The sequence below is a fragment of the Desulfofundulus thermosubterraneus DSM 16057 genome (genome assembly GCF_900142025.1).
GTDB classification, from domain to species: domain Bacteria; phylum Bacillota; class Desulfotomaculia; order Desulfotomaculales; family Desulfovirgulaceae; genus Desulfofundulus; species Desulfofundulus thermosubterraneus.
The window spans coordinates 18,807-43,671 of the sequence record NZ_FQZM01000023.1 but is presented as its reverse complement, the minus strand read 5'-3'; the positions used below and the strand labels follow the sequence as shown (position 1 = coordinate 43,671).

The window sequence follows — 24,865 nt, the reverse complement described above, 5'->3', positions numbered from 1 at the left end:
AATATCATATTAATTTCGACACCGCAAAATTTTTTCCTTTCAATAAGAGAAAAAAGAAGCCGGGGGAAATCCTCCCGGCATTAGTCTACCCGTAAAGAGCTTAAAATACTGGCGAACCCGGGGAAGGAAACATCAACACACCCCGCATTCTGGATTACCGTTTTGCCCCGGGCGACCAGACCGGCTACGGCCATAGCCATGGCTATGCGGTGATCGCCGTGGCTGGCGCATGAGGTCCCCGTGAGGGGGCGGCCACCCCGTACCCGCAGGCCGTCGGCCAGCGCCTCCACTTCCACGCCGAATTTCCTTAACTCTCTCACCACGGTGTCAATGCGGTTGCTTTCTTTCACCTTCAGCTCCGCAGCATCCCGTACCACCAGTTCTCCTTCTGCCAGGGCACCGGCCACGGCCAGAATGGGAATTTCATCGATGAGGCGGGGAATCAATTCCCCACCAATGGTAACACCTTTAAGACGGGAATGGCGAACCCGGATGTCGGCTACCGGCTCACCACCCAGGTGGTGCCGGTTAAAAATCTCCAGATCGGCACCCATGGCCCGCAGCACTTCCAGAATGCCGTCCCGGGTGGGGTTGACCCCGACTTCCCGTATGGTCACGTCGGAACCAGGTATCATCGCCGCCGCCACCATAAGGAAAGCAGCCGAGGAGATGTCGCCCGGCACTGTTACCCGCCGCCCCGTCAGGACCTGCCCGCCCTTTATCCAAACGGTAAGCCCCTCTTTATGTATTTCGGCACCGAAGTATTGCAGCATGCGCTCCGTATGATCCCGGGACGGAGCGGGTTCAACGACCCGTGTTTCGCCCCGGGCCGAAAGGCCGGCCAGCAACAGGGCCGACTTAACCTGGGCGCTGGCTACGGGTAGGGAAAAGCTGCCACCCTGCAGTTCACCACCCCGTAGTGCCAGTGGAGCCAGATTGGCCTCCTGGCGTCCCCAGATGCGGGCACCCATCAGGGATAAAGGGGCGGTGACCCGTTTCATGGGCCGCCGGCGCAGGGAAGCGTCGCCGGTAATCACGGTAAAAAAGGGCAACCCGGCCAGGATGCCCAGCATAAGGCGTATGGTTGTCCCTGAATTGCCTGCGTCCAGCACGTTTTCCGGTTCCTTCAGGCCCGCAGGACCCCGGCCGTGTACCGTGAGCCGGCCTTTTTCATCGGGACCGGTGAAAGATACTCCCATTTCGGCTAGGCATTTCACCGTGGCCAGGCAATCGGCACCCGTGAGAAAATTTTCAATATGGGTATCACCTTTAGCCAGGGCGCCCAGCATGGCCGCCCGGTGGGAGATGGATTTATCCCCGGGAACCCTGGTGATTCCCCGCAGTGCCCGGGGTGGAGTAATTTCCAGGTTCATACCCTGCCTGCCTTTCACTTATTTTTTACCTGACTTTGAAAATAGTACTTGCTGCCGTTTGCACGCGCTCGCTCCGTTCCCCAGCATTCACCCATCGGGCGTAGGACCTTCGCAGGCATTTAAAAAGTCTCTAGTTAGCATCATACCATCAGAGAACTCTGGTTGCAGTGAGTGCTGGGTCAATGTCGCTCGCTTCCGTGCAAAACGGCAGTGGCGCTGAAAGCGTCATAAGTGTCTCTTCACTACCGCTTCACTACCTGGTAGCCGGCCTGTCTTAAGATATTCGCTGCTTCGTCCTGTTCGGTGGCGGTGGCGAAGGCCAGGCGTATGGAACCACCTTCCCCTTCCCGCACCCGGAGGATTTCGATGTCGCTAATGTTGATGCCCGCGTCTCCCAAGAGGCCGGCTATTTTAGCAATCATACCCGGGCGGTCGGGAACCCCCACCACTATTTCATGCATGGCCCCCAGATATCCCCGCATGCGAGCGGGGATTTTTTTGCGCACCCGGCTGGCCCGTTCTAAAAGGGCGAGGATTTTTTCGCCATCACCGTTTTTGATTACTTCTTCCAGCTGATCCAGCTGCCGGCGAAAGACGGTCAGCACCCCGGCAACGGCCGGTGTGTTCGAGAGAAAAATATCCCGCCACATCAGGGGATTGCCGGCGGCCACCCGGGTGGTGTCCCGGAACCCCCCGGCACCCAGGGGGAGAAATGCTTCTCCCCCTGGTAAATCCACCAGGGCATTCACCAGGGCCACCGCCACCAAGTGGGGCAGGTGGCTGACGGCGGCCACCGCCCGGTCGTGTTCTGCAGGGGTCATTTCCACTGCTTTAGCCCCCACCCCGGCGGCCAGTGACCTTACCCGCTCCAGGGCCGGCGGGGGTGTATCCGGGAGGGGGGTGATGATGTAGAAGGCGTTTTCAAAAAGGTAGGGATCCGCCCCGGCCATGCCCGTATATTCCGAGCCGGCCATGGGGTGGCCTCCCACAAACCAGACCTGGGGCGGCATTATTTCTGCCGCCCGGGCGCAGACCACCGCTTTGGTGCTGCCCACATCGGTGACCACCGTACCCGGCGAAAGATGTGATTTCAGCCGGGCCAGGACGGACAGGGTTTCACCCACCGGTGTGGCCAGGATGACCAGTTCCGATCCGGATACCGCTTCCGCAGCATCAAACGACGCTTCGTGTACGGCCCCTGATTCCCGGGCCAAGCGAAGGTTTTCCGGGTTTTTATCCACCCCTACCACCCGGCGGGCCAGGGAGCGGCGGCGCAGGGCCAGCCCCAGAGAGCCGCCTATTAAACCCACGCCGATGATGGTCACCCGGTTAAACATCAGCAACTCCCCCGGCCAGCTGGCGGTTTACGGCCCGGGCTACACTGCGTAATTCCTTCATCATGTGGGCAAAATTTTCCGGGGTTAATGACTGCGGGCCGTCGCACAGGGCTTCCGCCGGGTTGGGGTGCACCTCGATTAGCAGGCCGTCGGCACCGGCGGCGACCGCCGCCCGGGCCATGGTGGGCACAAACTGCCATTTACCGATGCCGTGGCTGGGGTCTACCACCACCGGCAGATGGCTTAAGTATTTGACCACCGGCACAGCGGTAAGATCCAGCGTGTTGCGGGTGTAGTTTTCAAAAGTGCGGATGCCCCGCTCGCAAAGGATCACCCGCTGGTTGCCCCCGGACATAATGTATTCTGCCGCCATGAGCCACTCTTCAATGGTGCATGAAAGGCCGCGTTTTAAAAGGACAGGTTTATCGACCCGGGCCACTTCCCGCAGGAGGAAGAAGTTTTGCATGTTCCGGGCACCGATTTGTAGAATGTCGGCGTATTCTGCCACCAGGGGCAGGGTGCGTACATCCATCACTTCCGTGACTACTTTCAGCCCGGTGAGTTCCCGGGCCTCGGCCAGAAGCTTCAAACCCTCCTCTTCCAGCCCCTGAAAGGAATAGGGGGAAGTACGGGGCTTATAAGCCCCCCCTCGTAAAATGGTAGCCCCGGCAGCTTTTACCTGCCGGGCCGCCTCCAGCAACTGTTCCCGGCTTTCCACCGCACAGGGGCCGGCCATCACATGGATCTCTTCCCCCCCGATGGCCAGATCCCCCACCATGACCACGCTGTCTTCCGGATGAAAGGCCCGGCTGGCCAGCTTGTAGGGTTGGAGCACCGGCATTACCTTTTCCACGCCGGGCATGGCTTCCAGGGCCATATCCCCCAGGCGGGTGCGGTCGCCAATGATCCCGATGATGGTCCGCTCTACACCCCGGGAGAGATGCACTTGAAAACCGCTTTTTTCCAGCCGATCCACTACTGCTTCTACCTGCTCACTGGTTGCATCCTGTTGCATAACGACAATCATTTTCTTACCTCCCGTACTGCCCGTACTGCCGTTATTTTACCCGTAAAACTGAACAGGGCACCCTTTCAGGTGGTGCCCGCAAGATCAAAAATACACAGACCATCCCTCCCCTACCGTACTACCATCCTGCAACAATAACACAGTTTTATCTTAGCATATGCCACCATTGCTGGCAACGCTTTTTAGAGTGATAGTGGTTATTGTAAGTTATGATAGCTCTGGCTTTTTAGCACAGCCTGCGTCCGAGGCTTTCAGCCAGGGGGCGCAGTTCTGCCATTAGCCGCCCCAGTTGTTCGGGGAACAGGGACTGGGAGCCGTCGGAAAGGGCCTCTTGAGGGCAGGGGTGAACTTCCAGCATCAATCCGTCGGCTCCCGCCGCTACCGCCGCTTTGGCCACCGGGGCCACCAGGGAGCGGCGTCCCGTGCCGTGGCTGGGATCGGCAATTACAGGCAGGTGGGAAAGCTCCTTAACGGCAGGGATGGCGTTTATATCCAGGGTGTTACGGGTATAGGTTTCAAAGGTGCGTATGCCCCGCTCGCACAGGATAACCTTGTGGTTGCCCCCGGCCAGAATATATTCCGCGGCCAGCAGCCACTCCTCGATGGTGGCGGCGAACCCTCTTTTAAGCAGCACGGGATGCTGAACCCGTCCGGCTTCCCGCAACAGGTCAAAGTTCTGCATGTTGCGGCTGCCGATCTGGAGAATATCGGTATATTTCAAAACCAGGTCCAGGTAGCGCACGTCGGTGACCTCGGTGACCACGGGCAAACCGGTCAGTTCCCGGGCCCGGGCCAGAATACGCAAACCTTCTTCTCCCAGTCCCTGGAAGGAATAGGGAGAGGTGCGGGGTTTAAAGGCTCCGCCCCTTAAGATATGTACCCCCATCTCCTTGAGGGTCCGGGCCAGCCCCAGCATCTGCTCCTCACTCTCTACGGCGCAGGGACCGGCAATAATTACCACCTGTCCATCCCCGAGGCGGCAGGTTTTCAGATCAATCACTGTGTTTTGCGGCTGGTGTTCCCGGCCAGCCAGTTCATAGGCAGGCAAGGTGCAGACCTCCTTAACAACCCTTTGAACATCAGGCACACTTTTCGATAGCGCACTTGATATCCTTAACCAGGGCAGCCACCGCCGGAGCGGGATCGCCCATACCCGCCCGGGCCACCAGGTCGACGATGGCGCTGCCCACCACCATGGCATCACAGTATGGTGCCACCGCGGCAGCCTGCGCCGGACCGGCAATGCCGAAGCCAATGGCGCAGGGAAGCTGTATGTGCCGGCGCACCTTCTGCGTGAATTTCGCCAGGTCAGTGTGAATTTCCTCCCGGGCACCGGTCACCCCGGTAACCGAAACGCAGTAGACAAAGCCCCGGGCCGCGGGAGCCATGGCGGCCAGCCTTTTTTCGGTGGTGGTGGGAGCCACCAGGGGTATGAGGGCGAGTCCGTAATGATCAGTATGCCCCAGCAATTCTTCGCTCTCTTCAAAGGGCAGGTCGGGCACGATCAGGCCGTCTACCCCGGCCCCGGCGGCGTCCCGGGCAAAATCCTCCAGGCCGTACTGAAAAACGGGATTGTAGTAGGTCATCAGGATTAAAGGAACAGCGGTGCTTTTTTGCCGGATGCCGGCGCACATGCGGATGATGTCCTTCACCCGCATGCCGTTGGCCAGGGCCCGGGCAGAGGCCTGCTGGATGACCGGGCCGTCGGCTACGGGGTCCGAAAAGGGGATGCCCACTTCCACCAGGTCGGCCCCGGCATCTACCATGGTCTTGACCAGCCGGGCGGTTGTATCCAGATCCGGGTACCCGGCGGTAATGTAAGTGATTAGCCCCTTTTTCCCTTCTTGAGCCAGGGCGGAAAAACATTGGGTGATACGGTTTCCTTTCATGGCTGTTTCCCAGGAGGGCCTGGTTACTCCTTTCCTTTAAGATTTAAATTTTTTTAGTCCTCCCCTCCCAGGGCGCGGGCCACGGTTTGCACATCCTTGTCCCCCCGGCCGGAGAGGTTTACCACGATGATGGCATCTTGAGGCATTTCCCCGGCCATCCTCACTGCCTGGGCCAGGGCATGGGCACTCTCCAGGGCCGGAATGATTCCCTCGGTGCGGCAGAGCAGTTGAAAGGCTTCCAGGGCCTCCTCATCGGTTACGGCAGTGTAGACAACCCGGCCCGTTTCTTTCAAATAGCTGTGCTCGGGGCCAACACCGGGGTAATCCAGCCCGGCGGAAATGGAGTGGGCCAGGTTGATCTGGCCATCTTCGTCCTGCAGGACGTAGCTTTTCGAGCCGTGCAATATACCCGGGCGGCCCCGGTTAAGGGTGGCGGCGTGTTTACCGGTATCCAACCCGCAGCCCGCTGCTTCCACCCCGACCAGTTTTACTTCCCTGTCTTCAAGGAAGGGGTGGAATATACCCATGGCATTGCTCCCCCCGCCCACGCAGGCCACGATTACATCGGGCAACCTCCCGGTTTGTTCCTGCACCTGCCGGCGGGTCTCCACCCCAATCACGCGCTGGAAATCCCGCACCATCACGGGATAGGGATGGGGGCCGGCTACCGATCCGATCAGGTAATAAGTGGTATCGACATTGGTCACCCAATCCCGCATGGCTTCGTTCATGGCATCTTTCAGGGTACGGCTCCCCGCCGTCACACCAACCACCGTGGCACCCAGGATGCGCATGCGGAAGACGTTCAGGGCCTGGCGGGCCATATCCTCTTCGCCCATGTATACGGCACATTCCATGCCGAACAGCGCAGCGGCGGTAGCTGTGGCCACCCCGTGCTGGCCGGCACCCGTTTCGGCAATAATCCGCTTCTTACCCATGCGCCGGGCCAGGAGAATCTGGCCAATGGTATTATTTATCTTGTGGGCACCGGTGTGGTTGAGGTCTTCCCTCTTAAGATAAATCCTGGCCCCCCGGCAGTATTCACTCAGACGGCGGGCAAAATACAATGGTGAGGGCCGTCCCACGTACTGCTGCAGATAATATTCCAGCTCCTGCCAGAAGGACGGGTCCCGGCGGGCTTCCTGGTAGGCCGCGGTCAGTTCTTCCAGGGCCGGCATAAGGGTTTCCGGCACGTAACGACCTCCAAAGGATCCAAAGTAGCCCCGTTCATCCGGTAAAGGCATGTGTTTTTCCTCCTTGTGTTTGTCAATATCAGTGAATCCCGTTGGATGCGGCGAGGCCCTAGACTGATAACTTGTTGTTGCAGGCTTATCAAGGACATCATTACCAGTGAGTGCTGGGCGGGTGCTGTTACCGGCGTGTGCTGCGTCGTTCGCTCAGAACAGCGCCGCATCCCAGTCATAACGGTTTTACTGAATATTTATTTGTGTTCTAAGTTAAAGGCCTTTGACTGCGGCAATGAAGCGGCGGATTTTGTCCGGGTCCTTTTTTCCCGGCTGACCCTCCTTTTCCACCCCGCTGCTGACGTCCACCCCGTAGGGCTGCACTATGGAAACGGCCCGGCCGACATTTTCCGGTGTCAGGCCGCCAGCCAGGATGAGGGGACGGGAAAGCTTTAAGCCAGCGGCCAGCTGCCAGTCAAAGGGCTGTCCGGTGCCTCCCTTTTGACCGGCCACAAAGGTATCAAGCAATATGGCATCTGCCGGATAATCGGACAACTCTGCCGGGTCGATTTCATCACCAACCCGGAAGGCCTTGATCACCCTGCGGCCCAGGGAGCGGCAGTAGTCCGGGGATTCGCTGCCATGCAGCTGGATCGCGTCCAGCCCGCAGTATTCCGCCACAGCCCGCACCTCTTCCAGCGGGGCATCTACAAATACTCCCACCCGGGTGATAAAGGGCGGCAATTCCCTGCAAATCCGGCAGGCCTGGGACGGGGTGATGCGCCGGGGGCTGGGAGCAAAGATAAAACCCACGGCATCCGCTCCTGCTTCAGCAGCCGTCAGGGCACTGGAAATATCAGTGATACCACAGATTTTTACCCTTACCATGGAACGATACCTTCTCCCAGCAGTTCTTTCACCTTTTGCTCCACATCTCCGGCTTTTACCAGGGCCTCTCCCACCAGGGCCGCATCCACCCGGTAGCGGGCCAGGGCCAGCATATCCTCTCTGGAATTAATGCCACTTTCGCTGACCACCACCACTCCAGGGTCGGTGATTTTCTCCCGCAGGCGGAAGGTAGTGCTGAGATCCGTAGAAAACGTGTGCAGGTTCCGGTTATTAATGCCGATGATGGTGGCTCCAGATGCCCGGGCGCGCTCCAGTTCTTCCGCAGTGTGCACTTCCACCAGGCAGCTCATGCCCAGCTCACCGGCCAGTGCTTGAAAGGTGGTCAACTGCCGGTCATTAAGCGCCGCGACAATAAGCAGGACGGCATCTGCCCCCAGGCAGCGGGCTTCGTAAATTTGATAAGGGTCGATGATAAAGTCCTTGCACAAAAGTGGCAACGGGCTTTCCCGGCGCACCAGGGGCAGGAACGCGCGATGCCCCCGGAAAAAGCGGTTATCGGTAAGTATGGAAATGGCCGCGGCACCGGCCCGGGTATAAATCCGGGCTGTTTCTACCGGTTTCAGGCCTTTTACCAGCCAACCTTTAGATGGTGATGCCCGCTTGATCTCGGCTATGAGGGTCACTTTCCCGGGCCGGCGCAAGAAACTGCCCAGGGGCCTGGTGGGTCCAAGCGCCTGGATCCGGTCAATTAACCGGGAAAGGGGGCGCATTTCCCGGCGGGATTGAATCTCCCGGTGTTTGTGGGCAATAATTTTTTCCAGGATCAAAGGCTGACCACCTGCCTGCCGGCCCGGCGGGTGAAGGCCACCAGTTCGTCAAGCTTTCCTGCGGCCGCGCCGCTGTCAATACTGGCGGCGGCCAGGGCCAGACCCCCGGCCAGATCTTCGGCTTTGCCGGCAGCCACCAGGCCCAGAGCGGCGTTAAGGAGCACGGTATCCCGGCAGGGACCGGGAGCTCCCCGGAGTATTTCCCTGGCCAGGGCCGCATTGTGTTCCGGGTCGCCCCCGGCCAGGGCCTCCACGGGAACGTAAGAAAAACCGTAATCGGCCGGATCCAGGGAATATTCCCTGATTTCTTCTTCCCGCACTTCGGCCACCACTGCCGGGCCGGCCGGGGAGATTTCGTCCAGCCCCCCCGCTCCGTGCACTACAAAGGCTCGCTTGGTCCCCAGCCGGGCCAGTACCCGGGCGATAACGGGTACCAGTTCCGCACTGTACACCCCTATAATCTGGGCTTTTGCTCCGGCAGGATTGGTTAAGGGGCCAAGGACGTTAAAGACCGTGCGAATGCCTATTTCCCGCCGGGGTCCCGCCGCATACTTCATGGCTTTATGCAGAACCGGGGCAAAAAGGAAGGCCATTCCTACTCTGTCCAGGCACTTCTCCAGGTCCGCGGGAGATAACTCCAGATTTACCCCCAGTGCTTCCAGTACGTCGGCAGACCCGCAGCGGCTGGATACGGAACGGTTGCCGTGTTTTGCTACCGGAACCCCTGCCCCGGCCAGCACGAAGGCGGCGATGGTGGAAATGTTAAAGGTGTTGGCTCCGTCTCCCCCCGTGCCGCAGGTGTCCACCAGCAAGGGGTGCCTGGAACGAACCGGCGTGGCGTGACGGCGCATGGACCGGGCGAAGCCGGTAATTTCTTCTATTGTTTCCCCTTTAAAACGCATGGCAGTGAGCAGCGCGGCAATCTGCGCCGGGCTCGCCTGTCCGGTCATGATTTCATCCATTACCTGTTCCGCTTCTTTTTCGGTCAGGCTTTGCCCGGCCACTGCCCGGCTGATGGCTTCTTTGATCATCTTCACTCGTCTCCCCTCAGCAAAAGTTAAATCGCTTCAGGCGGCCCACCGGCCACCCCGGCACCGCAGGAAGTTGGCCAGCAAATCCCGCCCGTATTCCGTAAGAATGGATTCGGGATGGAATTGCACCCCTTCAACGGTAAACTCCCGGTGGCGTAAACCCATGATTTCCCCTTCCACCGTCCAGGCACTTACCTCAAGGCAACCGGGCAGGTGATGCTCATCCACCACCAGGGAATGGTAGCGGGTAGCCGTGAAGGGGGAAGGCAGCCCGTGAAAAATGGTCCGGCCGTCGTGATGGATGGCCGAGGTTTTGCCGTGCATCAGCTGATGAGCCTGAACAACGCAGCCGCCAAAGGCCTGGCCTATGGTCTGGTGACCCAGGCACACCCCCAGGATAGGTACTTTCCCGGCCAGGTTCTTCACCAGCGCCAGGGAAATCCCCGCCCCGTCGGGGTTTCCGGGACCGGGGGAAATGACTATGTGGGTGGGGCTTAAGGCTCTTATTTTATCCAGGGTAATCTGATCGTTGCGCTTTACCTCGACCGGTACACCGAGTTCCCCAAAATACTGCACAAGGTTATAAGTAAAGGAGTCGTAGTTATCGATCATAAGTAACCTTATCTCTTCACCTGCCGGTAACCTGAGCTGTTCGGTCCCTACCGGTGCGGCAAACATTGCTCTCACCCCTCATTTTCCAGGTCAAGGGTTTGCAGCAGTGCCCGGGCTTTGTTCAAGGTTTCCTGGTACTCCCTTTCCGGTACGGAATCGGCCACAATGCCTGCCCCCGCCTGCACGTAAGCAAAACCCTTGTAAAAAGTGACGGTGCGGATAGTGATGGCTGTATCCAGGTTGCCGTTATACCCCAGGTAACCCACGGCACCGGCGTAAGGACCGCGGCGTAAGGGTTCCAGTTCTTCGATAATCTCCATGGCCCGTACTTTGGGCGCTCCGGAAACCGTACCGGCCGGAAAACAGGCCTTGAAGGCATCGAAAGCTGACGCGTTGGGAGCTAGAACGCCCTGTACCGATGAAACGAGATGCATGACGTGGGAATATTTCTCGACGCTCATGAACTGGGGTACGGTTACGCTCCCCGGGGTGCATACCCGGCCCAGGTCGTTGCGTCCCAGGTCCACCAGCATTACGTGTTCCGCCCGCTCCTTGGGATCGGCCAGCAACTCCGCCGCCAGCGCTTCGTCTTCTGAAACGGTAGCTCCCCGGGGGCGTGTTCCTGCAATGGGCCGGGTTTCTACCGTATCGCCCTCCACGCGTACCAGCATCTCCGGTGAAGAACCGGCCATTACTACTGGCCCCAAGTTCAGGTAATACAGATAGGGGGAGGGGTTAATGCGGCGCAACCGCCGGTAAACCTGGAAGGGATCTCCGTTAAAGGGCACCTGCAAACGCTGGGAAAGAACCACCTGCAGGATTTCCCCCTGCCTGATATATTCCTTGGCCTTTTGCACCAGGGAGATAAATTCTCCTTGAGTCAGGTTGGTGCTTATACTGGAGCCGGCGCTTTTGTTCGTTGAGGAGCATTTCTTTAATGCTTGTTGTTGAAATCCGTGCATGTCCAGCTTTCTACAGGGCTTAAGACCACTGATAGCTTCCCTGTGAGCAGAGGATCCGTTAATTAACCGGTAAATTTTTTCAATCGTTCCTACTGCTTGCCTGTATGCGCCTGAAGGCTCCCCTCCAGGGATGGTATTAACTACCGCCCTTAAGGTGTGGCGCACGTGATCCAGGATAAGCACGGTGCCGGTGAAGATAAGGATCATGTCGGGTAATCCCAGATCATCGGTGGCCGAAAAAGGCAACCTCTCCAACCAGCGTACCAGATCGTAGCCAAAGTAACCTACAGCACCCCCGTAAAAGCGGGGCAACGCAGGCAGGTGGGGACCTCGTAAATAGTTCATCAGTTGTTCAACAATAACAAAAGGGTTACCTTCCATATAATACCGGCATCCCGAACCACCTGATGTAACTCCGTCTGTGCCGTTGGATAACAACCCCCTCCGGTATGCTATCATACATTCTCTTCTAACTGACTTAATGGCATCTATCAGGCCGGAAGAATTCCCGGCCCCAAGGATAATCTGCCCCAGACCATCCTTCTGGTGGTACAGGGCTAGGGGTTCGAGACCAATAAAGGAATAACGGGCTAGCTTTTCACCACCTTCCACGCTTTCCAATAGAAAGGAAGGTCCCCTGGTGGCCAGTCGGGAAAAAAGGGAAATAGGTGTTTCCATATCCGCCTCCCATTCAGCGCTCACGGGTACCAGCCGGTAATGGGAGGCCAGCTGCAAGTACTCTTCTTCCGAGGGAAAAATCAAACCTAAAACCCCCCTTTGTCAAAAAACAAAAAGCCGGCGCTCCAATGAGCACCGGCAGTCTACATCCGCACGAAGACTCGCCATGCCTCAACTGAAGCTCCCCTCAACTCAACTCTGCTAACTCAGCTAAAAACCTAGCACCATATTTAGCTAAACGTACCTTACCACGGAGAACATGTTTTGTCAAGGGGGCAATTCCCCCGAGTTCCGCCCTGAAACGGGATATTTTGATCCATCTATTCTTTATGGTGCCCTTACTGGGGAAGCAAATCAGTGCGCAGTTGGGTAGCTTCCCGCAGGTAAACGTGCTTGATTTCCCGCTGGGAGCGGGTTGTGTTCACGTGAACCAGCACCCGTATGCACCGGGGCAGGCGCCCCGGCACATCAATTTCCCGGGCACATAAAAGGGGTACATATTTCCACCCCAGCAGTTCCCGCGCTGCCGTAGCCGGAAATTCAGCATTAAGATCGGCAGTAACGGTAAAAAAAGCACTGGCAATGTCCTCGGGGTCAAGGTCGTTTTCCGCCATAATAGCCTGCAACAGTTCCCCCGTGGCCTGAATGATATCCTCAGCCGTATTCCGTTCTACCGTTATGGCTCCCCGGATACCCCGTACATATGTTTTTGCCATCCTACCGTCCCCCTGGTAATAAGATAACAGCAATTACATGACATTTTAAATGTGATTATTTAAGAAGAAACCGCCCTGTGTCCCAGTCCTACAGCCACATCATCCAGGTGTAAAAGTCCCACCCCAAAGAAAACGGCAACACTGATATGATCCTGGTGCCGGGCAATACCTATTTTGCCTCCTACGTTTAAACCGATGGCCTTGGGCATGATCTGGGAGAGGGCCTCCCGGGTTGCTCCGGCCACTGCTCCTTCTTCGGCGTGGACTTCCCTGATCACGCCTTCCCGCTTGGCGGCTACCACCGCCCGCTCGGTAATCTTATTTACCGAAGAGATAAAATCACCACCGTAATCCACGGCAGCTGTTTTAAAACCCTCCCGGGCAAAACGGGACTTTAACTCCCGCTCCTGTTCCCTGTCCTCGCTCAAAGCCATGGTCAGGGCTACCCGGGCTACCTGCCTGCTTCCCTGCGAGACCATCCCGCCCACCTCCATTCGGGCCATGAAACCAGGATCGCTGGTACAAACATTATAGGACAACCAGGGCAAAAAAACAACGGGCGTAACCTGTAGCATCTCCACTTTCAGTTGACGTCGGGTTCTGGTTTGCTCCCCTCCCCCGCACCGGACGGGGCTCCCGCGGCTTCCCCCGGTGGCCCGGCGGACACTTTGCTTTAATTGGAGATCTCAAAACCTTAAAGCGGTTCTCGTGTTTCCGAAAAGAATCACTTCACGTTGTACTTGCGTTCCAAATGCTGGCGGTAGTTTTTAAACTCTTCGAAAATGCGGAACATCAGCCTTTCTATCTCATACTTGTTTAATGATAAGGAACCGGGGGCAATAATTTCGATTTTGCGAAATTCATCCCGGGCGACAAAACGAACCAGATCTTCAAGGGTATCGGCGGTTAACTGTAAAACCACCGGGGCATAGGCAACCTCCTGGTTGTTTACGTCGTCGTAGACGGTATAAACATCCAGGCTTAAATCCACGTCCTCAATATGTATGCCCTGTATGGGTACGTTGCGCAGTAAGGCCAGCTGCTGTTCCCGGGCTTCTTCAGCAGCCTTATCGGTTGATTTACCGCCAAAAAAAAGACGGCCGGGTCGCCCTACTCCTTTAAAATCCAACCTCACTTTAGCTTTGATCCCGGTGGTGAGGTCTTCCAAAACTTCACCCCCCAGCAAAAAAATACGCATTTCTTGTTATTTCGCTGGGGACCGGGAAATTCCTGCCGGATGGTAAAAGCAGCAAGAAATACTGTCGTTTGAGCTGCTTTAAGAAAAATGGGGGACGCGGGGCGCCGGCCGGTCCTGATACCGGCACAATGGCCATTGGCAAACTATTGCCAGAGTCTGGAAGACTGCGTTATAATCTAACCATAAACGCTTTATTCGACGCGATGCAGGAGGTATGAAGCAGGCCTTATGGGAGGGAAAAAGCTTTATATCAACCATGACTTAATCAGGGAAAAGATCACCGACATTGAAAAAGCCCTTGCCCTGCTGGATCAAATTGCCCTGACACCGGAACAGGATTTCCTGGAAGATCAGATACTGATTTCGGGAGCGAAATATCAATTTGTTCTATCTATCGAAGCAGCTCAGAATATCTGCAACCACCTGGCTGCCCGGGTGGCCAGGGAGGCTCCTGACAGCTACGCAGACTGCTTTCGCATTCTGGGGAAAAGCCGGATTATCTCCCAGGAGTTGGCGCAAAAGATGGTCTCCATGGCTAAATTCAGGAACCTCCTGGTGCACCAATACGGGAAGGTGGATGATTCAATTGTATATCGTATAATGAAAAATGACACCGGGGATCTGATCAGATATATCCAGGAAATCAAGTTATTCCTGAGAACTGTTTCAGAAAAGGAACGGAAAGATGGAAAGGGAAAAACGACTGATGACGGCTGCAGAGAAAAAGAAGGTTGAGAAAATCCTGAAGCGGGAATTGTCCCGTCATAAGGAAATTATTTTTGCCTACCTGCACGGCTCTTTTCTTTTGCCGGTGCCTTGTGGGGATATAGACATTGCAATTTATCTGGAAGACAGCGCACTGTCGCAGAAACACTGGGAATATGAGGCAAAGCTGGCCATGTCCCTGGACCACCTGGTGGGCATGCCGGTGGATGTATTAACGCTCAACTATGCCCCTGTAGCCCTGCGCTATCATGCAACTCGCGGGAAAGTGCTTTTCAGCAGAAACGAACCAATCCGGTTCACTTTTCTGGAAGATACCTGGCGTGAATATTTTGACTGCCTGCCTATGTTCCGGGCTTATATGAACGACCTGTAGGATTATGGAATGGTGTACATCATGTCCCGAGTCCTGCCGCTTGCCGTAACTGCCGGATCTCCTCCCGGGTTAAAAAGCGGTACCGGCCGGGCTTGAGTCCTTTCAGGGTGAGGGAACCGATTCGAGTTCTTTTTAATCGAAGCACGGGATGGCCGATATGGGCGCACATCCTTCGCACCAGGCGCTTTTTACCTTCGTGGGTGGTGATTTCCAGAAGGGCATTGCCGTTTTTCTTCCCCACCAGGCGTACTTTAGCCGGCGCTGTAGGGCCGTCCTCCAGTACAAGGCCGCCGGCCATGCGGGCAAGCTTGTCATTGCCGGGTAGCCCCTTTACCAGCACAAGGTAGGTCTTGGGTACCTGGTGCCGGGGATGGGTAAGGGCAAAGGCCAGCTCCCCGTCATTGGTCAGCAAAAGCAATCCCTCACTGTCGTAATCAAGCCGTCCTACAGGATATACCCGTAACTTTATCCCCCGCAGCAGGTCCATTACCTTGGGCCTGCCCTGGGGGTCCTTAACCGTGGTCACATAGCCCCGGGGCTTGTTCAGTAAAATGTACACTTTCTCTTGCGGTTGGCGGGGTAATACACGGCCGGCCACTTCGATGGTGTCCCTTCCGGGGTCCACCCGGGTTCCCAACCGGGTCACCACCTGCCCGTTTACCTTAACCATGCCGGCAGCAATCAGTTCCTCACAATGCCTTCTCGAGGCCACCCCGGCCCGGGCCATCACTTTCTGCAGGCGCTCCATGGGCATCACCCCAGGAGCATTTTACCACAAAACAGGGCGAAAGATTCAGGGGTTTTGCCTCACCTGAACAGCTGGTTGACAATAAACACTGAAGCCACCAGGCTGGTGAGATCCGCGGCCAGACCGGAGATGATGGCATAACGGTAGCGGGTTACCCCTACGGAGCCAAAATAGAGGGTAAGGACATAAAAGGTGGTATCGGTGCTTCCCTGCATGGTGGAAACCAGGCGCCCGATAAAACTATCCGGTCCGTGGGTGGCAATGAGGTCGGTGGCAATGCCCAGGGCCGCCCCGCCGGAAAGGGGGCGCATCACCGCATGGGGCAGCACCTCCGGGGGAAAACCCAGGGGGTCAAGGATAGGGGAAAGGACGTGCACCAGGACATCCATAGCTCCGGAAGCCCTGAAAATGCTGATGGCTACCAGCATGGCTACGAGATAGGGGATGGTTTTGACGGCTGTGGTAAAGCCTTCCGCCGCCCCTTCCACAAAGGTTTCAAAAACGGAAACACCCCTTAACATGGCAATCAGGGGCACCAGGAGCAGGGTAAGGGGAATGGCCCAGCGGGAAATTTCGTTAATCAGCTCATACACGGCAGATCACCCCTGGCGACCGTAGAAAACGCGCAGCATCCGGTCCATAATTACGGCCACGGTCATCCCGCAGGCGGTGGCAAAGATGGTTGTCCCCACAATAGCCGTGGGATCGGTGGACCCGTACATCACGCGGATACCGATGATGGTGGTGGGAATGAGGGTAATGCAAGAGGTATTGAGAGCCAGGAAGGTGCACATGGCGCCGGTGGCCGTTCTGGGATCGCCCCGGTTTAATTTTTGGAGTTCCTGCATGGCAATCAGACCCATGGGGGTGGCGGCATTCCCAAGCCCCAGAATGTTGGCGCTGAGGTTCATGATGATGGCCCCCATGGCCGGATGGTTGGCCGGAACGCCGGGGAAAAGGAACCGGGTCACGGGCCTGACCAGGCGGGCCAGGGCGCGCACCAGCCCGGCGGCCTCGGCAAGCTTCATGATGCCCAGCCAGAAGGTGATTATGGCAATAAGATTTAAAGAGGTTTTGACTGCTTTATCCGCCCCTTCCAGGGCTGCCCTGGTCACCACCTCCACCTGTCCGTTGGCCCCGGCCACCAGAATGCCAAAGACAATCATCCCCAGCCAGACATAGTTGACCATTCCTGCCACCCCCGAAAAAAACCACTGCTCTTTATATTTTCAGTTTTATGAGGGAAAGTAGAGGAATAGAACCGGCCAGGTTAATGTTTCCTTTAGTGGAAATATATCTACCGCAAGAGCTTTTCCCTGTAAATATCAAGTAAACCCAGGCGGGCTACCCGTTCCCGAATGGCCTGGACGTCAGTGGTGTATAATCCCCGCTCCTGCATGCGCTGGAAATAAACCGAACCGGAGAAAGTATATTTTTTCTTCAGCCCTTCGGGGGTTTTCATTTCCCGGTGCATGAAGGCAATGATATCTCCCGTTGCCAGTTCACCGGGCAGAACAAGGGTTTTTTTACCGGCAAGATAGCGGACCGCATTGTATCCAGCCAAAAATCCGGTGGCAATAGCTTCGGTATGCCCAACCAACAACCCGGTTTTTTCCCCTGCACAGAAAAGATTTTCTACACCTTCTACCTGTAGGGCATCATTACAGGGGGCAATGGCCATAAACCGGATGGAGTTTCCTTTGCTGCCGGAATAGGGATCTGCATAACGGGCGTTCTCGAAACCCTCCAGGTTCCGCAATATTTCCAGGGGGAAATAGGGTGTCATCAGCTTGGCGTGACCAGTGTCCAGCAAAACCAGGTTTCGGGCAAATTCTACCAGGTTGTACTGCTGGCAGGCTTTTTTGGCCAGCAAATCGTGTTTCTGAAGATGTTCGGGCAGGGGGAGCACCACCTTGCCTTCCCTCTCCAGGTTTTCCACCAGCCAGGGAGCCAGGGACTTTTTGTCCAGTTTACAGGAGCCGCTCATGGCCTCAAAATGGGGGAACCCGTCGCCGGCCCTGATTTCTTCAATGCCTGCTTTTGCTGTCAGGCTTACCCGGGGGCCGAAGGCGGGGCAGCGTAATATGCACATGGCGCACCCGGAACCGTACTGGGAACAATTCTTGATTGGACCGGCAGTGCCAGTGGTATCAATGAACACATCTCCGGTAAAGCTGTTCCCCTGGGCCGTGTAGACCTCGGTAATAATGTTACCCCTTTTAAAAACTCCTACCACTCTTTTCTGTAACTTAACGTCAACGCCCATATCTAAAAGAGCCCGGCGTATTACCGGTTCGATTCTGGTCACATCGTAAAGAGTTGCATGGCGGTGGCCGGGAAAATCCAGCCAGCGGTGCCTGACCACACCCTCTATATGCCGCAGGAAGTCGCCGGCCCCCATGGCCCATACTTCTTCCAGAGCCGTAAAACGTCCGTTGTTACGCATTATTCCACCTACCAGGCCGGTGCCCAGGAGCATATCGGTCTTTTCCAGCAGCGTAACCCGCGCGCCGGCCTGGGCCGCGGCAAAAGCCGTCGCACATCCCGCCCAACCGCCCCCAACGACGATAACCATTTCCCGCACCTCCTCCTTGTGTTCATTTTTGCCAGTATATTCCGAAGGCAAGCAAAAGGTCATTGATCAGGGGCAAACGGGAGCTTCAATCTCTACGCAGGTACCTGGATCCGGTGAGTGCTGAGGAACGGAGCGAGCGCGTGCGGCAGGCAAATGCTACATTAAAAAAAGCCCGCCTCTTCCGGACGGACTTCAATATCTTGACCCTTTAGATGTTAGTCACATTGGAGGAATGGTTCCTCCCGGAGGCGGCGGTGGAGGGGGCATGGCTACCTGGTTGCGGTTGTGTTCCCGCTTAAACATGGATTGTATTTGGGAAACCAGCTGGGGAGCCAGGTCTATTAGGCGGTCAATTACAGCATTACCATCTACGGGTAAAAGGCGGACCTGACCCTGTCCCACCACCAAAAATCCCACCGGCTGAACCGATACCCCTGCCCCGCTGCCTCCACCGAAAAACGGGAGCTGCTCCCCGTCCTGGGCCTGGCGGCCCTGGGCTTCCAGTTCCCCACCGCCCGCGCCAAAGCCACAGGCCACCCGGGAGACGGGTATGATTACTGTTCCATCGGCTGTTTCCACGGGGTCGCCCACCACCACGTTCACATTCACCATTTCCTTGATGCTTTCCATGGCCGTTTTCATCAAGCCTTCAATTGGATGTTCCGGCACCTGCATCTCACCCCTTGAGGAGTCTCGTAAAAGGCAAGGCCTTTTTTAAACCATCGCGGATGAATACGAAAGCCAGCTTTACTGCCGTAACCATAATATGGCCCAGCCGGACGGTAAATATGCAGTGAATCAAAAGCCCGAAGGATGAGCCGGTGAAGTGAGGAACCACGGCGACTTCGGGCAGTACGGATTTTTTGCTGACCAGCCGGTAAAGGGCCGCCAAAACCGCTCCTTTAATGGACCACAGCCCTCCCACGGCCATGCCGGTATGGGCGGCATCGGGCAGGCCGACGAGGGTTCGCCATTCAAACCGGCGGAGTTCGGTGCGGTGCAGGAGAAACTTCAGGGCAGGCCATACCCTTTGTCCTAACTGGACATAGCTGATCAGGCGGCGGAATAACTCTAAAGGTCCGCCAGGAGACTTCCCTTTCTCTTTTTCCGGCAAAACACCCCGTGGTTCCTTCTTTGCCGCCTTTAACCCGGGGGCCGGTTTTGGCGGGCGCTCCCGCGGTATAAGCTGGTATTTAATATTGAACCAGGTGCTGACTACCAGGAACAGGCAATGGTCCTGTCCCCGGCGGCGGTAATATAACTCCAGGTTCAGGGGTACCACAACGAGAACGCAGAACAGGAAAAAGAGGATTAAAATCAACCACCACAACCACACACCAAACACCACCGGTCATATTTTCCCGCCGGCCTTCAAATGTATGCGAAGGGGCATCCAACGCAAAGGAAAATGGCCGGGAAGCTAAACATAAACTTTCCGGCCACCGGCGGACTTCTACTCCAGGATGATTATTTGAGGGTTACCGGTACCCGGGCCAGGCTTTGCTCCTTGCCCCGGGTAAGGGCTACTATTTCCACAAATCCTTTCTTTGGGGAAGCAGGAGGCCCATAGCTAAGGGAAGTTTCGAAATCGGTGAAACTCTCCCGTCCAACAGCAATGGTTTTTTCCGATAGGACCGTGCCCCCTTCATCAACCAGACGAATCCGCACCTCTCCGGCAGAATGCCTGGCCCGGCCCACTACCTTCACCGGGCTGGTGGTTTCCTGGCCCGGGGCGGGTTCATCTATGCTTGCTTCTCCCTCTACCCGGGGGGCCGTTTCCGGGGATTCCGCCGGAGCAGGTTTTACGGCGGGCTGCGGCCCGGCAGCCGGCATTGGGGCAGGTCCGGGACCCTTCTCCCGGTTAAATTGAAAAGCCACGCCACTTACCGGCCGGTCCAACCGTCCCACCCGTACCACAGTAAAAACGGGAGCGTTGGGGGGCGCCTGCCCGGTGTCCTGCCTGGTATATCTGACCTGCACATCCAGCCAGCTGAAGTCCGCCCTAGGATTGCGCTGGCGGATTTCGGTGACTTCCGCCCTGTACTCCCTGTTACGGGGACTCATGCTGAACAGCAGGTAGAGGTCATTTCCCGCCCGTACCCAGGTGCTGGCATCGGTGTTTTCCAGGGCTTTGGCCACATCCTTGACTGCGTCCGGTGCCTTGGCCAGGTCCGTCTGCTCAAAGGAAACCCGGGTAGTTTCGGGAATAACCACAGTCCGGGGTTGTTTCGGCGGGGCCGGTTTTCTGGCTACGGCGCAACCGGCCATCCCCCAAACCAAAAGCAGAGAGACAATAAGTAAAAGTGATCTGCGCAAATTAAATTCCCCCTTTCGGCAACATTGTTTACCGGAAAGGGGGAAATCATGCATCTAGATTTGCATGGCCTCCCGCACCATGGCCATGGTTTTTACCGCTTCTGCCCGGGCCCGCCGGGCGCCTTCGGCGAGCACCTCTTCGACATAGCCGGAACGGCTGGTTATCTGGCGTCGCCGCTCCCGCAAAGGAGCCAGCACGGCCTCCAGGGATTCAACCAGCAACTTTTTACAGGCCACACAGCCCACCCGGCCCGCCCTGCAGTCCTCCTCGATTTCGGCCAGCCGGTGGCCGGTATAAATGCCGTGGTACTTGTGCACCACGCACACCTCCGGGTGGCCGGGATCGGTTTTGCGAATGCGGGCCGGGTCGGTAATCATGGCGTTTACCCGCCCCCTGATTTCATCCAGCCCGGCCATCAAGCCTATATCGTTGGCGTAACTTTTGCTCATCTTGCGGCCGTCCACGCCGGGAAGAACGGCCACACGGGACAGTTTGGCCTGCGGTTCCGGGAAAATGGGACGGTAAAGGTGGTTGAACCGCCGGGCCAGTTCCCGGCACAGTTCCAGGTGGGGAAGCTGGTCCTCGCCCACGGGCACGGCATCGGCCCGGTAAAGCAAAATATCCGCAGCCTGCAAAACAGGGTAACCCAGGAAACCGTAAGTCATAATATCCCTGCCCTGTTGTTTGAACTGCTGCACCTGATCCTTGTATGTGGGCACCCTTTCCAGCCAGCCCAGAGGAATAATCATGGAAAAGAGCAGGTGTAACTCTGCCGTTTCGGGGACATCCGACTGGACGAAGATCACGCTTTTTTCCGGATCAAGACCTACAGCCAGCCAGTCGGCGATCATTTCCCGGACATTGTCTTTGATTCCGGCGGTATGTTCAAAAGCCGTAGTCAGGGCGTGCCAGTCGGCGGCAAAAAAGAAGCACTGGTTGTCCTTTTGCAGTTCAATCCAGTTCTCCAGCACGCTCAGGTGGCCGATGTGCAACCGGCCGGTGGGACGCATGCCGCTTAGAATTCTTTGTACAGGCATTGGTGTGGTATCTCCTTTCCCATCTTGCTTTGCATTAAGAAACCAGGAAAGCAACCGCTTTGGCCAGACCAATCAGGGTATGGTACAGGGGAACAATAATCCACCTGAGCACCTTCCCGATAATACCGGTAAACAATAACAGCAAAAGGATGATGGTACCGTAATTTTCCAGCGTATAAAGCCACTGCTGCTGGCCAGACCAGAGCCCGGCCAGTATTTTCGAACCGTCCAGCGGGGGAACCGGTAGAAGGTTAAAAACCGCCAGGATGACATTGATATAGATAATTTTTAAAACAATATCCTGGCCATAGGGTAGCTTCCACGCCCCCAGGCCCAGGGCCACCGACCCCGCTATTGCCAACAACATATTGGCAGCCGGCCCGGCCAGGGAGACCAGCATTATGCCCTGCCGCATATCGCCGCGGAAATTATAGGGGTTGACGGGTACCGGCTTCGCCCAGCCAAAACCAACGGCAAAGAGCATGATCAAACCGATAACATCCACGTGGGCCAGGGGGTTTAATGTCAGCCGGCCCTGGTAGCGGGCCGTGGCATCCCCCAGGCGATCGGCCACCCAGCCGTGGGCCAGTTCGTGGAAAGTAAGGCCTAAAACAATAGCCGGCAACATGATGCCCATTTCGTATAAACTGGGCAGGTTAAACATGTGAATCCTCTCCCTGGTGACGGCGCAGAAATTCCTGCACAAACGCCTTTTCCTCGTCGCTGTTTTTCACCAGGCCGTCCAGACGGGCCTGCCAGACCGCATCTAATGCCTGGCGGAAAATGGGCCCTGGCCGGTAGCCCAGACTCTTAATGTAGGTGCCATCCACCGTTGGCTTGCTCTCCCGCAGGAGTACGAGCAACTGCCGGAAACGTTCCTTCAACCATTCCTCATCCAGAAGGGTAAGAATAAGGGGGTGGGCCTCCGGGGGCAAAAGGATAAGGTTCCGGCCCAGCTCACTGGTGCGCACCCCATCACGCCGGCATAGCAGGGACAAGACCGGACGCCAGCTGGCCAGGGAGACCAAAACCTTTTCGGTTTGGCGCTTGTTCAAGTGGTAGCGTTCGCACAAACTCCTGGCGGTTTCCGGTCCGGTCCAGTGCAAAGCGGCAATAAAATAGCAAAGCCAGGGATCACACCCCGGGGGAAAGCCCCATTCTTCCAGCAATTGCATGGATTCACCCAGATCATGCAGTACCGGCTGTACTTCCCAGTAAGTCACCCCGGGAAAAGCAATGGGCCACATGCCCAGTTGGTGCAGACGCTCCAGCATCCTCCCGGCCTTTTCTTCCATCAGGATGTGCTTTAATTCTTCCCAGAGGCGTTCGGGGGAAACCCGGGCGAGAACTTCCCGGCGCACAGCTTCCTGGATCAGCTTTAAGGTTTGGGGTTCGATCTTGAACCCGTAGCGCTGCTCAAAGCGCACGGCCCGCAACATCCTGATGGGGTCTTCAATAAAACTCAAGTTATATAATACCCGGATCAGCCCCTGCTGTAAATCCTGGCGCCCTCCAAAAAAGTCAATTAAATCACCGAAATTTTCCCCGTTCAAGTCAACGGCCATAGCGTTAATGGTAAAGTCCCGCCGGTAAAGGTCATGGCGCAGGCAGGAACTTTCTACCCGGGGCAGAGCTGCCGGATACTCGTAAAATTCCACCCGCGCCGTGGCCACGTCAACCTTGAAGCCATCGGAAAACAGCACTTCCGCAGTACCAAATTTGCGGTGAGCCCGCACCTGGGCACCGTAGGCCTCAGCCAGGGCTTCCGCCAGAGCTATGCCATCACCCTCCACCACCAGATCTATGTCGAGATTACCCGCTTTAAGCAATATATCCCGTACTACCCCGCCGGCGGCAAAAACCCGGTAGCCAAGACGGGCGGCAATTTCCCCGGCCCGGCATATGATCTCCCATTCCCTGGGGCTCAACACCTGGTGCATGAGTTCGGAAATATTTGCCCCGGCGGCAGGCAGGTGACCGGAGTGAATGGTCCGGTAACGGGAGGGTAAATCGCCGTGCATGGTACGCAAAACATCGGTCCGGGAAACAATACCCACCAGGCGACCTTCCGACACCACAGGTACGCGCCCGATATCGTGTTCAATCATCAGTTGTTGCACTTCCGTCACGGGAACATCGGGAGTCACCCAGACCACATTCTGGCTCATAAAGCCTTTTACCGGGGCATGTCCCAAGCCATGGAGGTTGGCCTTTTCCACATCCCGCCGGGATATCACCCCGACGAGCCGGTCCTTTTGCACCACGGGCAGGCCCGTATGGCCGTAGCGCATCATGATGCGGCCGGCTTCCTTAATGGTAGTTTCGGGAGTAACGGTTTTAACCGGACTGGACATGATCCCCGCTGCTGTCAGGGGAGGACGCACCTTTTGCTGAATGATTTTCATGAGTGTTTCTGCTACCTGGTTTAGAGGTGCCCCTTTAATGGTGGCCGAGGCCGCCGCCGGGTGGCCGCCCCCTCCAAAGGGACCCAGAATTTCGGCCACATCCACCTGGGCCACGTTACTGCGGCCCACTATGTATACCCGGTCCTCCATTTCCACGACAGTAAATACCGCATCCAGCCTTTCTATTTCGGAAATGGTGTGGGTGAGCAGGGCCAGGCCGACCACAAATTCTTCCACCGATGCGGTAGCCAGGAGGATCTTGACCCCGTTGACCTGGTGGCGGCGGGCTGAAAGCAATAAGGATTTAAGCAAGGACTTTTGTTCCTCGGTCAGGGGCCGGCCGAGAAACTCGGCTACCACTCCCAGGTTGGCCCCCTTTTCTAAAAGATAGGCCACTGCCGCCACATCCCGGGGAGTGGTACTGGTAAATACCAGGGAACCGGTATCCCCGTAGATACCCAGGGCCAGAATCGTTGCTTCCAGCGGATTTAAGGATATGTTTTGTTCCCTTATCTTTTCCACCAGCAGGGTAGCGGTGGCACCTACCGCATCCACCACTTCCACCGTTCCCCGCACGTCCCCTTCAGCCCAGGGATGGTGATCGTAAATATGTACTTCCACCCCGCGGCGGTTGAACACTTCCGCCAGCTTGCCCAGCCGTCTGGGGTTTTTTGTATCCACCAGCACCACCCGCCGCACCTTTTCCAGCTGGATGTCCCGCATGCTGGACACGGCCAGGGCGTCCTTGTGCAGGGCCATAAACTCCTCCACGTTCCTAGAAAGCTTGCCCGGAAAGACCATCACCGCTTCGGGGTAGAGTTTTTGTGCCCCCACCATGGCGGCCAGGGCGTCCAGATCCGTATTGGTGTGGGTGGTAATAATATCCATGGGCAGCTCCTCTCTCCTAGACCTCGTGGTACACTATTTTTTGATTATATCATACTCTTCTTTCTTCGTAACCAAAAATGCTCCTTCACAGCTCCGCTTTGCGACAATACAAA

The 24,865-nt window shown here is 56.7% G+C and carries 26 protein-coding genes; 2 read left to right on the top strand and 24 right to left on the bottom strand.

Annotation, left to right across the window (positions count from 1 at the left end; translation table 11 throughout):
* Positions 1-80: 80 nt before the first annotated feature.
* From aroA to BUA65_RS09845, 14 genes are all read right to left on the bottom strand, one after another.
* A complete protein-coding gene (gene aroA / locus BUA65_RS09910; RefSeq protein ID WP_072869333.1) occupies positions 81-1,373 on the bottom strand; it encodes a 3-phosphoshikimate 1-carboxyvinyltransferase in 1,293 nt (430 codons plus the stop codon).
* A gap of 242 nt (positions 1,374-1,615) precedes the next feature.
* Positions 1,616-2,710, bottom strand: coding sequence for a prephenate dehydrogenase (locus BUA65_RS09905; RefSeq protein WP_072869331.1), 1,095 nt, complete (start codon positions 2,708-2,710; stop codon positions 1,616-1,618).
* Positions 2,703-3,737: a 3-deoxy-7-phosphoheptulonate synthase gene (gene aroF, locus BUA65_RS09900; protein WP_072869329.1), complete on the bottom strand. Its 1,035-nt coding sequence runs from the start codon at positions 3,735-3,737 to the stop codon at positions 2,703-2,705. Before aroF (BUA65_RS09900) ends, BUA65_RS09905 begins: the two co-directional genes overlap by 8 nt.
* 226 nt (positions 3,738-3,963) lie before the next feature.
* Complete coding sequence (aroF, locus tag BUA65_RS09895) at positions 3,964-4,785, bottom strand: 3-deoxy-7-phosphoheptulonate synthase (protein WP_242656301.1); 822 nt, start codon at positions 4,783-4,785, stop codon at positions 3,964-3,966.
* Positions 4,786-4,816: 31 nt separating this feature from the next.
* Positions 4,817-5,626 carry a tryptophan synthase subunit alpha gene (gene trpA, locus BUA65_RS09890; protein WP_072869326.1) on the bottom strand — a complete coding sequence of 270 codons (810 nt, stop codon included), beginning with the start codon at positions 5,624-5,626 and terminating at the stop codon, positions 4,817-4,819.
* A gap of 53 nt (positions 5,627-5,679) precedes the next feature.
* Positions 5,680-6,870 carry a tryptophan synthase subunit beta gene (trpB, locus tag BUA65_RS09885; protein WP_072869325.1) on the bottom strand — a complete coding sequence of 397 codons (1,191 nt, stop codon included), beginning with the start codon at positions 6,868-6,870 and terminating at the stop codon, positions 5,680-5,682.
* A gap of 213 nt (positions 6,871-7,083) precedes the next feature.
* Entirely contained in the window at positions 7,084-7,698 is a 615-nt protein-coding gene (locus BUA65_RS09880; protein ID WP_072869323.1) for a phosphoribosylanthranilate isomerase, read from the bottom strand.
* Complete coding sequence (gene trpC, locus BUA65_RS09875; protein WP_072869321.1) at positions 7,692-8,486, bottom strand: indole-3-glycerol phosphate synthase TrpC; 795 nt, start codon at positions 8,484-8,486, stop codon at positions 7,692-7,694. Before trpC ends, BUA65_RS09880 begins: the two co-directional genes overlap by 7 nt.
* Positions 8,483-9,517, bottom strand: coding sequence for an anthranilate phosphoribosyltransferase (trpD, locus tag BUA65_RS09870; RefSeq protein ID WP_072869319.1), 1,035 nt, complete (start codon positions 9,515-9,517; stop codon positions 8,483-8,485). The genes trpC and trpD overlap by 4 nt, the downstream gene beginning before the upstream one ends.
* A 36-nt stretch (positions 9,518-9,553) precedes the next feature.
* Positions 9,554-10,195 (bottom strand): anthranilate synthase component II, encoded by a 642-nt coding sequence (locus BUA65_RS09865; protein ID WP_072869318.1) that lies wholly within the window; start codon positions 10,193-10,195, stop codon positions 9,554-9,556.
* A 5-nt stretch (positions 10,196-10,200) separates the two neighbouring features.
* Positions 10,201-11,853: an anthranilate synthase component I family protein gene (locus BUA65_RS09860; protein ID WP_072869316.1), complete on the bottom strand. Its 1,653-nt coding sequence runs from the start codon at positions 11,851-11,853 to the stop codon at positions 10,201-10,203.
* Between the two features lie 254 nt (positions 11,854-12,107).
* Entirely contained in the window at positions 12,108-12,485 is a 378-nt protein-coding gene (gene aroH, locus BUA65_RS09855) for a chorismate mutase (protein ID WP_013822935.1), read from the bottom strand.
* A gap of 59 nt (positions 12,486-12,544) precedes the next feature.
* Complete coding sequence (locus BUA65_RS09850) at positions 12,545-12,964, bottom strand: HutP family protein (RefSeq protein ID WP_013822936.1); 420 nt, start codon at positions 12,962-12,964, stop codon at positions 12,545-12,547.
* A gap of 245 nt (positions 12,965-13,209) precedes the next feature.
* On the bottom strand, positions 13,210-13,653 hold the full coding sequence (locus tag BUA65_RS09845) for a hypothetical protein (RefSeq protein WP_013822937.1): 444 nt from the start codon (positions 13,651-13,653) through the stop codon (positions 13,210-13,212).
* 258 nt (positions 13,654-13,911) lie between these two features.
* Here BUA65_RS09845 and hepT point away from each other — a divergent pair, with 258 nt between their 5' ends.
* Together hepT and BUA65_RS09835 are read left to right on the top strand one after the other, a co-directional pair.
* Complete coding sequence (gene hepT / locus BUA65_RS09840) at positions 13,912-14,418, top strand: type VII toxin-antitoxin system HepT family RNase toxin (RefSeq protein WP_072869313.1); 507 nt, start codon at positions 13,912-13,914, stop codon at positions 14,416-14,418.
* On the top strand, positions 14,390-14,782 hold the full coding sequence (locus BUA65_RS09835) for a nucleotidyltransferase domain-containing protein (protein WP_242656300.1): 393 nt from the start codon (positions 14,390-14,392) through the stop codon (positions 14,780-14,782). Before hepT ends, BUA65_RS09835 begins: the two co-directional genes overlap by 29 nt.
* 19 nt (positions 14,783-14,801) lie before the next feature.
* Here the strand turns inward: BUA65_RS09835 and BUA65_RS09830 are convergent, their stop codons facing one another.
* From BUA65_RS09830 to BUA65_RS09785, 10 genes are all read right to left on the bottom strand, one after another.
* Positions 14,802-15,536 (bottom strand): pseudouridine synthase, encoded by a 735-nt coding sequence (locus BUA65_RS09830; RefSeq protein ID WP_084062269.1) that lies wholly within the window; start codon positions 15,534-15,536, stop codon positions 14,802-14,804.
* Between the two features lie 53 nt (positions 15,537-15,589).
* Positions 15,590-16,123: a spore maturation protein gene (locus tag BUA65_RS09825; RefSeq protein ID WP_072869308.1), complete on the bottom strand. Its 534-nt coding sequence runs from the start codon at positions 16,121-16,123 to the stop codon at positions 15,590-15,592.
* A 6-nt stretch (positions 16,124-16,129) separates the two neighbouring features.
* On the bottom strand, positions 16,130-16,720 hold the full coding sequence (locus BUA65_RS09820; protein WP_072869306.1) for a nucleoside recognition domain-containing protein: 591 nt from the start codon (positions 16,718-16,720) through the stop codon (positions 16,130-16,132).
* 107 nt (positions 16,721-16,827) lie between these two features.
* On the bottom strand, positions 16,828-18,105 hold the full coding sequence (locus BUA65_RS09815) for an FAD-dependent oxidoreductase (protein ID WP_072869305.1): 1,278 nt from the start codon (positions 18,103-18,105) through the stop codon (positions 16,828-16,830).
* A 219-nt stretch (positions 18,106-18,324) separates the two neighbouring features.
* On the bottom strand, positions 18,325-18,780 hold the full coding sequence (ytfJ, locus tag BUA65_RS09810; protein ID WP_072869304.1) for a GerW family sporulation protein: 456 nt from the start codon (positions 18,778-18,780) through the stop codon (positions 18,325-18,327).
* Between the two features lies 1 nt (position 18,781).
* Positions 18,782-19,441: a DUF2953 domain-containing protein gene (locus tag BUA65_RS09805; protein WP_131821488.1), complete on the bottom strand. Its 660-nt coding sequence runs from the start codon at positions 19,439-19,441 to the stop codon at positions 18,782-18,784.
* A gap of 131 nt (positions 19,442-19,572) precedes the next feature.
* Positions 19,573-20,421, bottom strand: coding sequence for a Gmad2 immunoglobulin-like domain-containing protein (locus tag BUA65_RS09800; protein ID WP_165613231.1), 849 nt, complete (start codon positions 20,419-20,421; stop codon positions 19,573-19,575).
* 54 nt (positions 20,422-20,475) lie between these two features.
* Positions 20,476-21,459 carry a tryptophan--tRNA ligase gene (gene trpS, locus BUA65_RS09795; RefSeq protein ID WP_072869301.1) on the bottom strand — a complete coding sequence of 328 codons (984 nt, stop codon included), beginning with the start codon at positions 21,457-21,459 and terminating at the stop codon, positions 20,476-20,478.
* A 34-nt stretch (positions 21,460-21,493) separates the two neighbouring features.
* Positions 21,494-22,123 carry a site-2 protease family protein gene (locus BUA65_RS09790; protein WP_072869300.1) on the bottom strand — a complete coding sequence of 210 codons (630 nt, stop codon included), beginning with the start codon at positions 22,121-22,123 and terminating at the stop codon, positions 21,494-21,496.
* On the bottom strand, positions 22,116-24,752 hold the full coding sequence (locus tag BUA65_RS09785; protein ID WP_072869299.1) for a CBS domain-containing protein: 2,637 nt from the start codon (positions 24,750-24,752) through the stop codon (positions 22,116-22,118). Before BUA65_RS09785 ends, BUA65_RS09790 begins: the two co-directional genes overlap by 8 nt.
* Between the last annotated feature and the right edge of the window lie 113 nt (positions 24,753-24,865).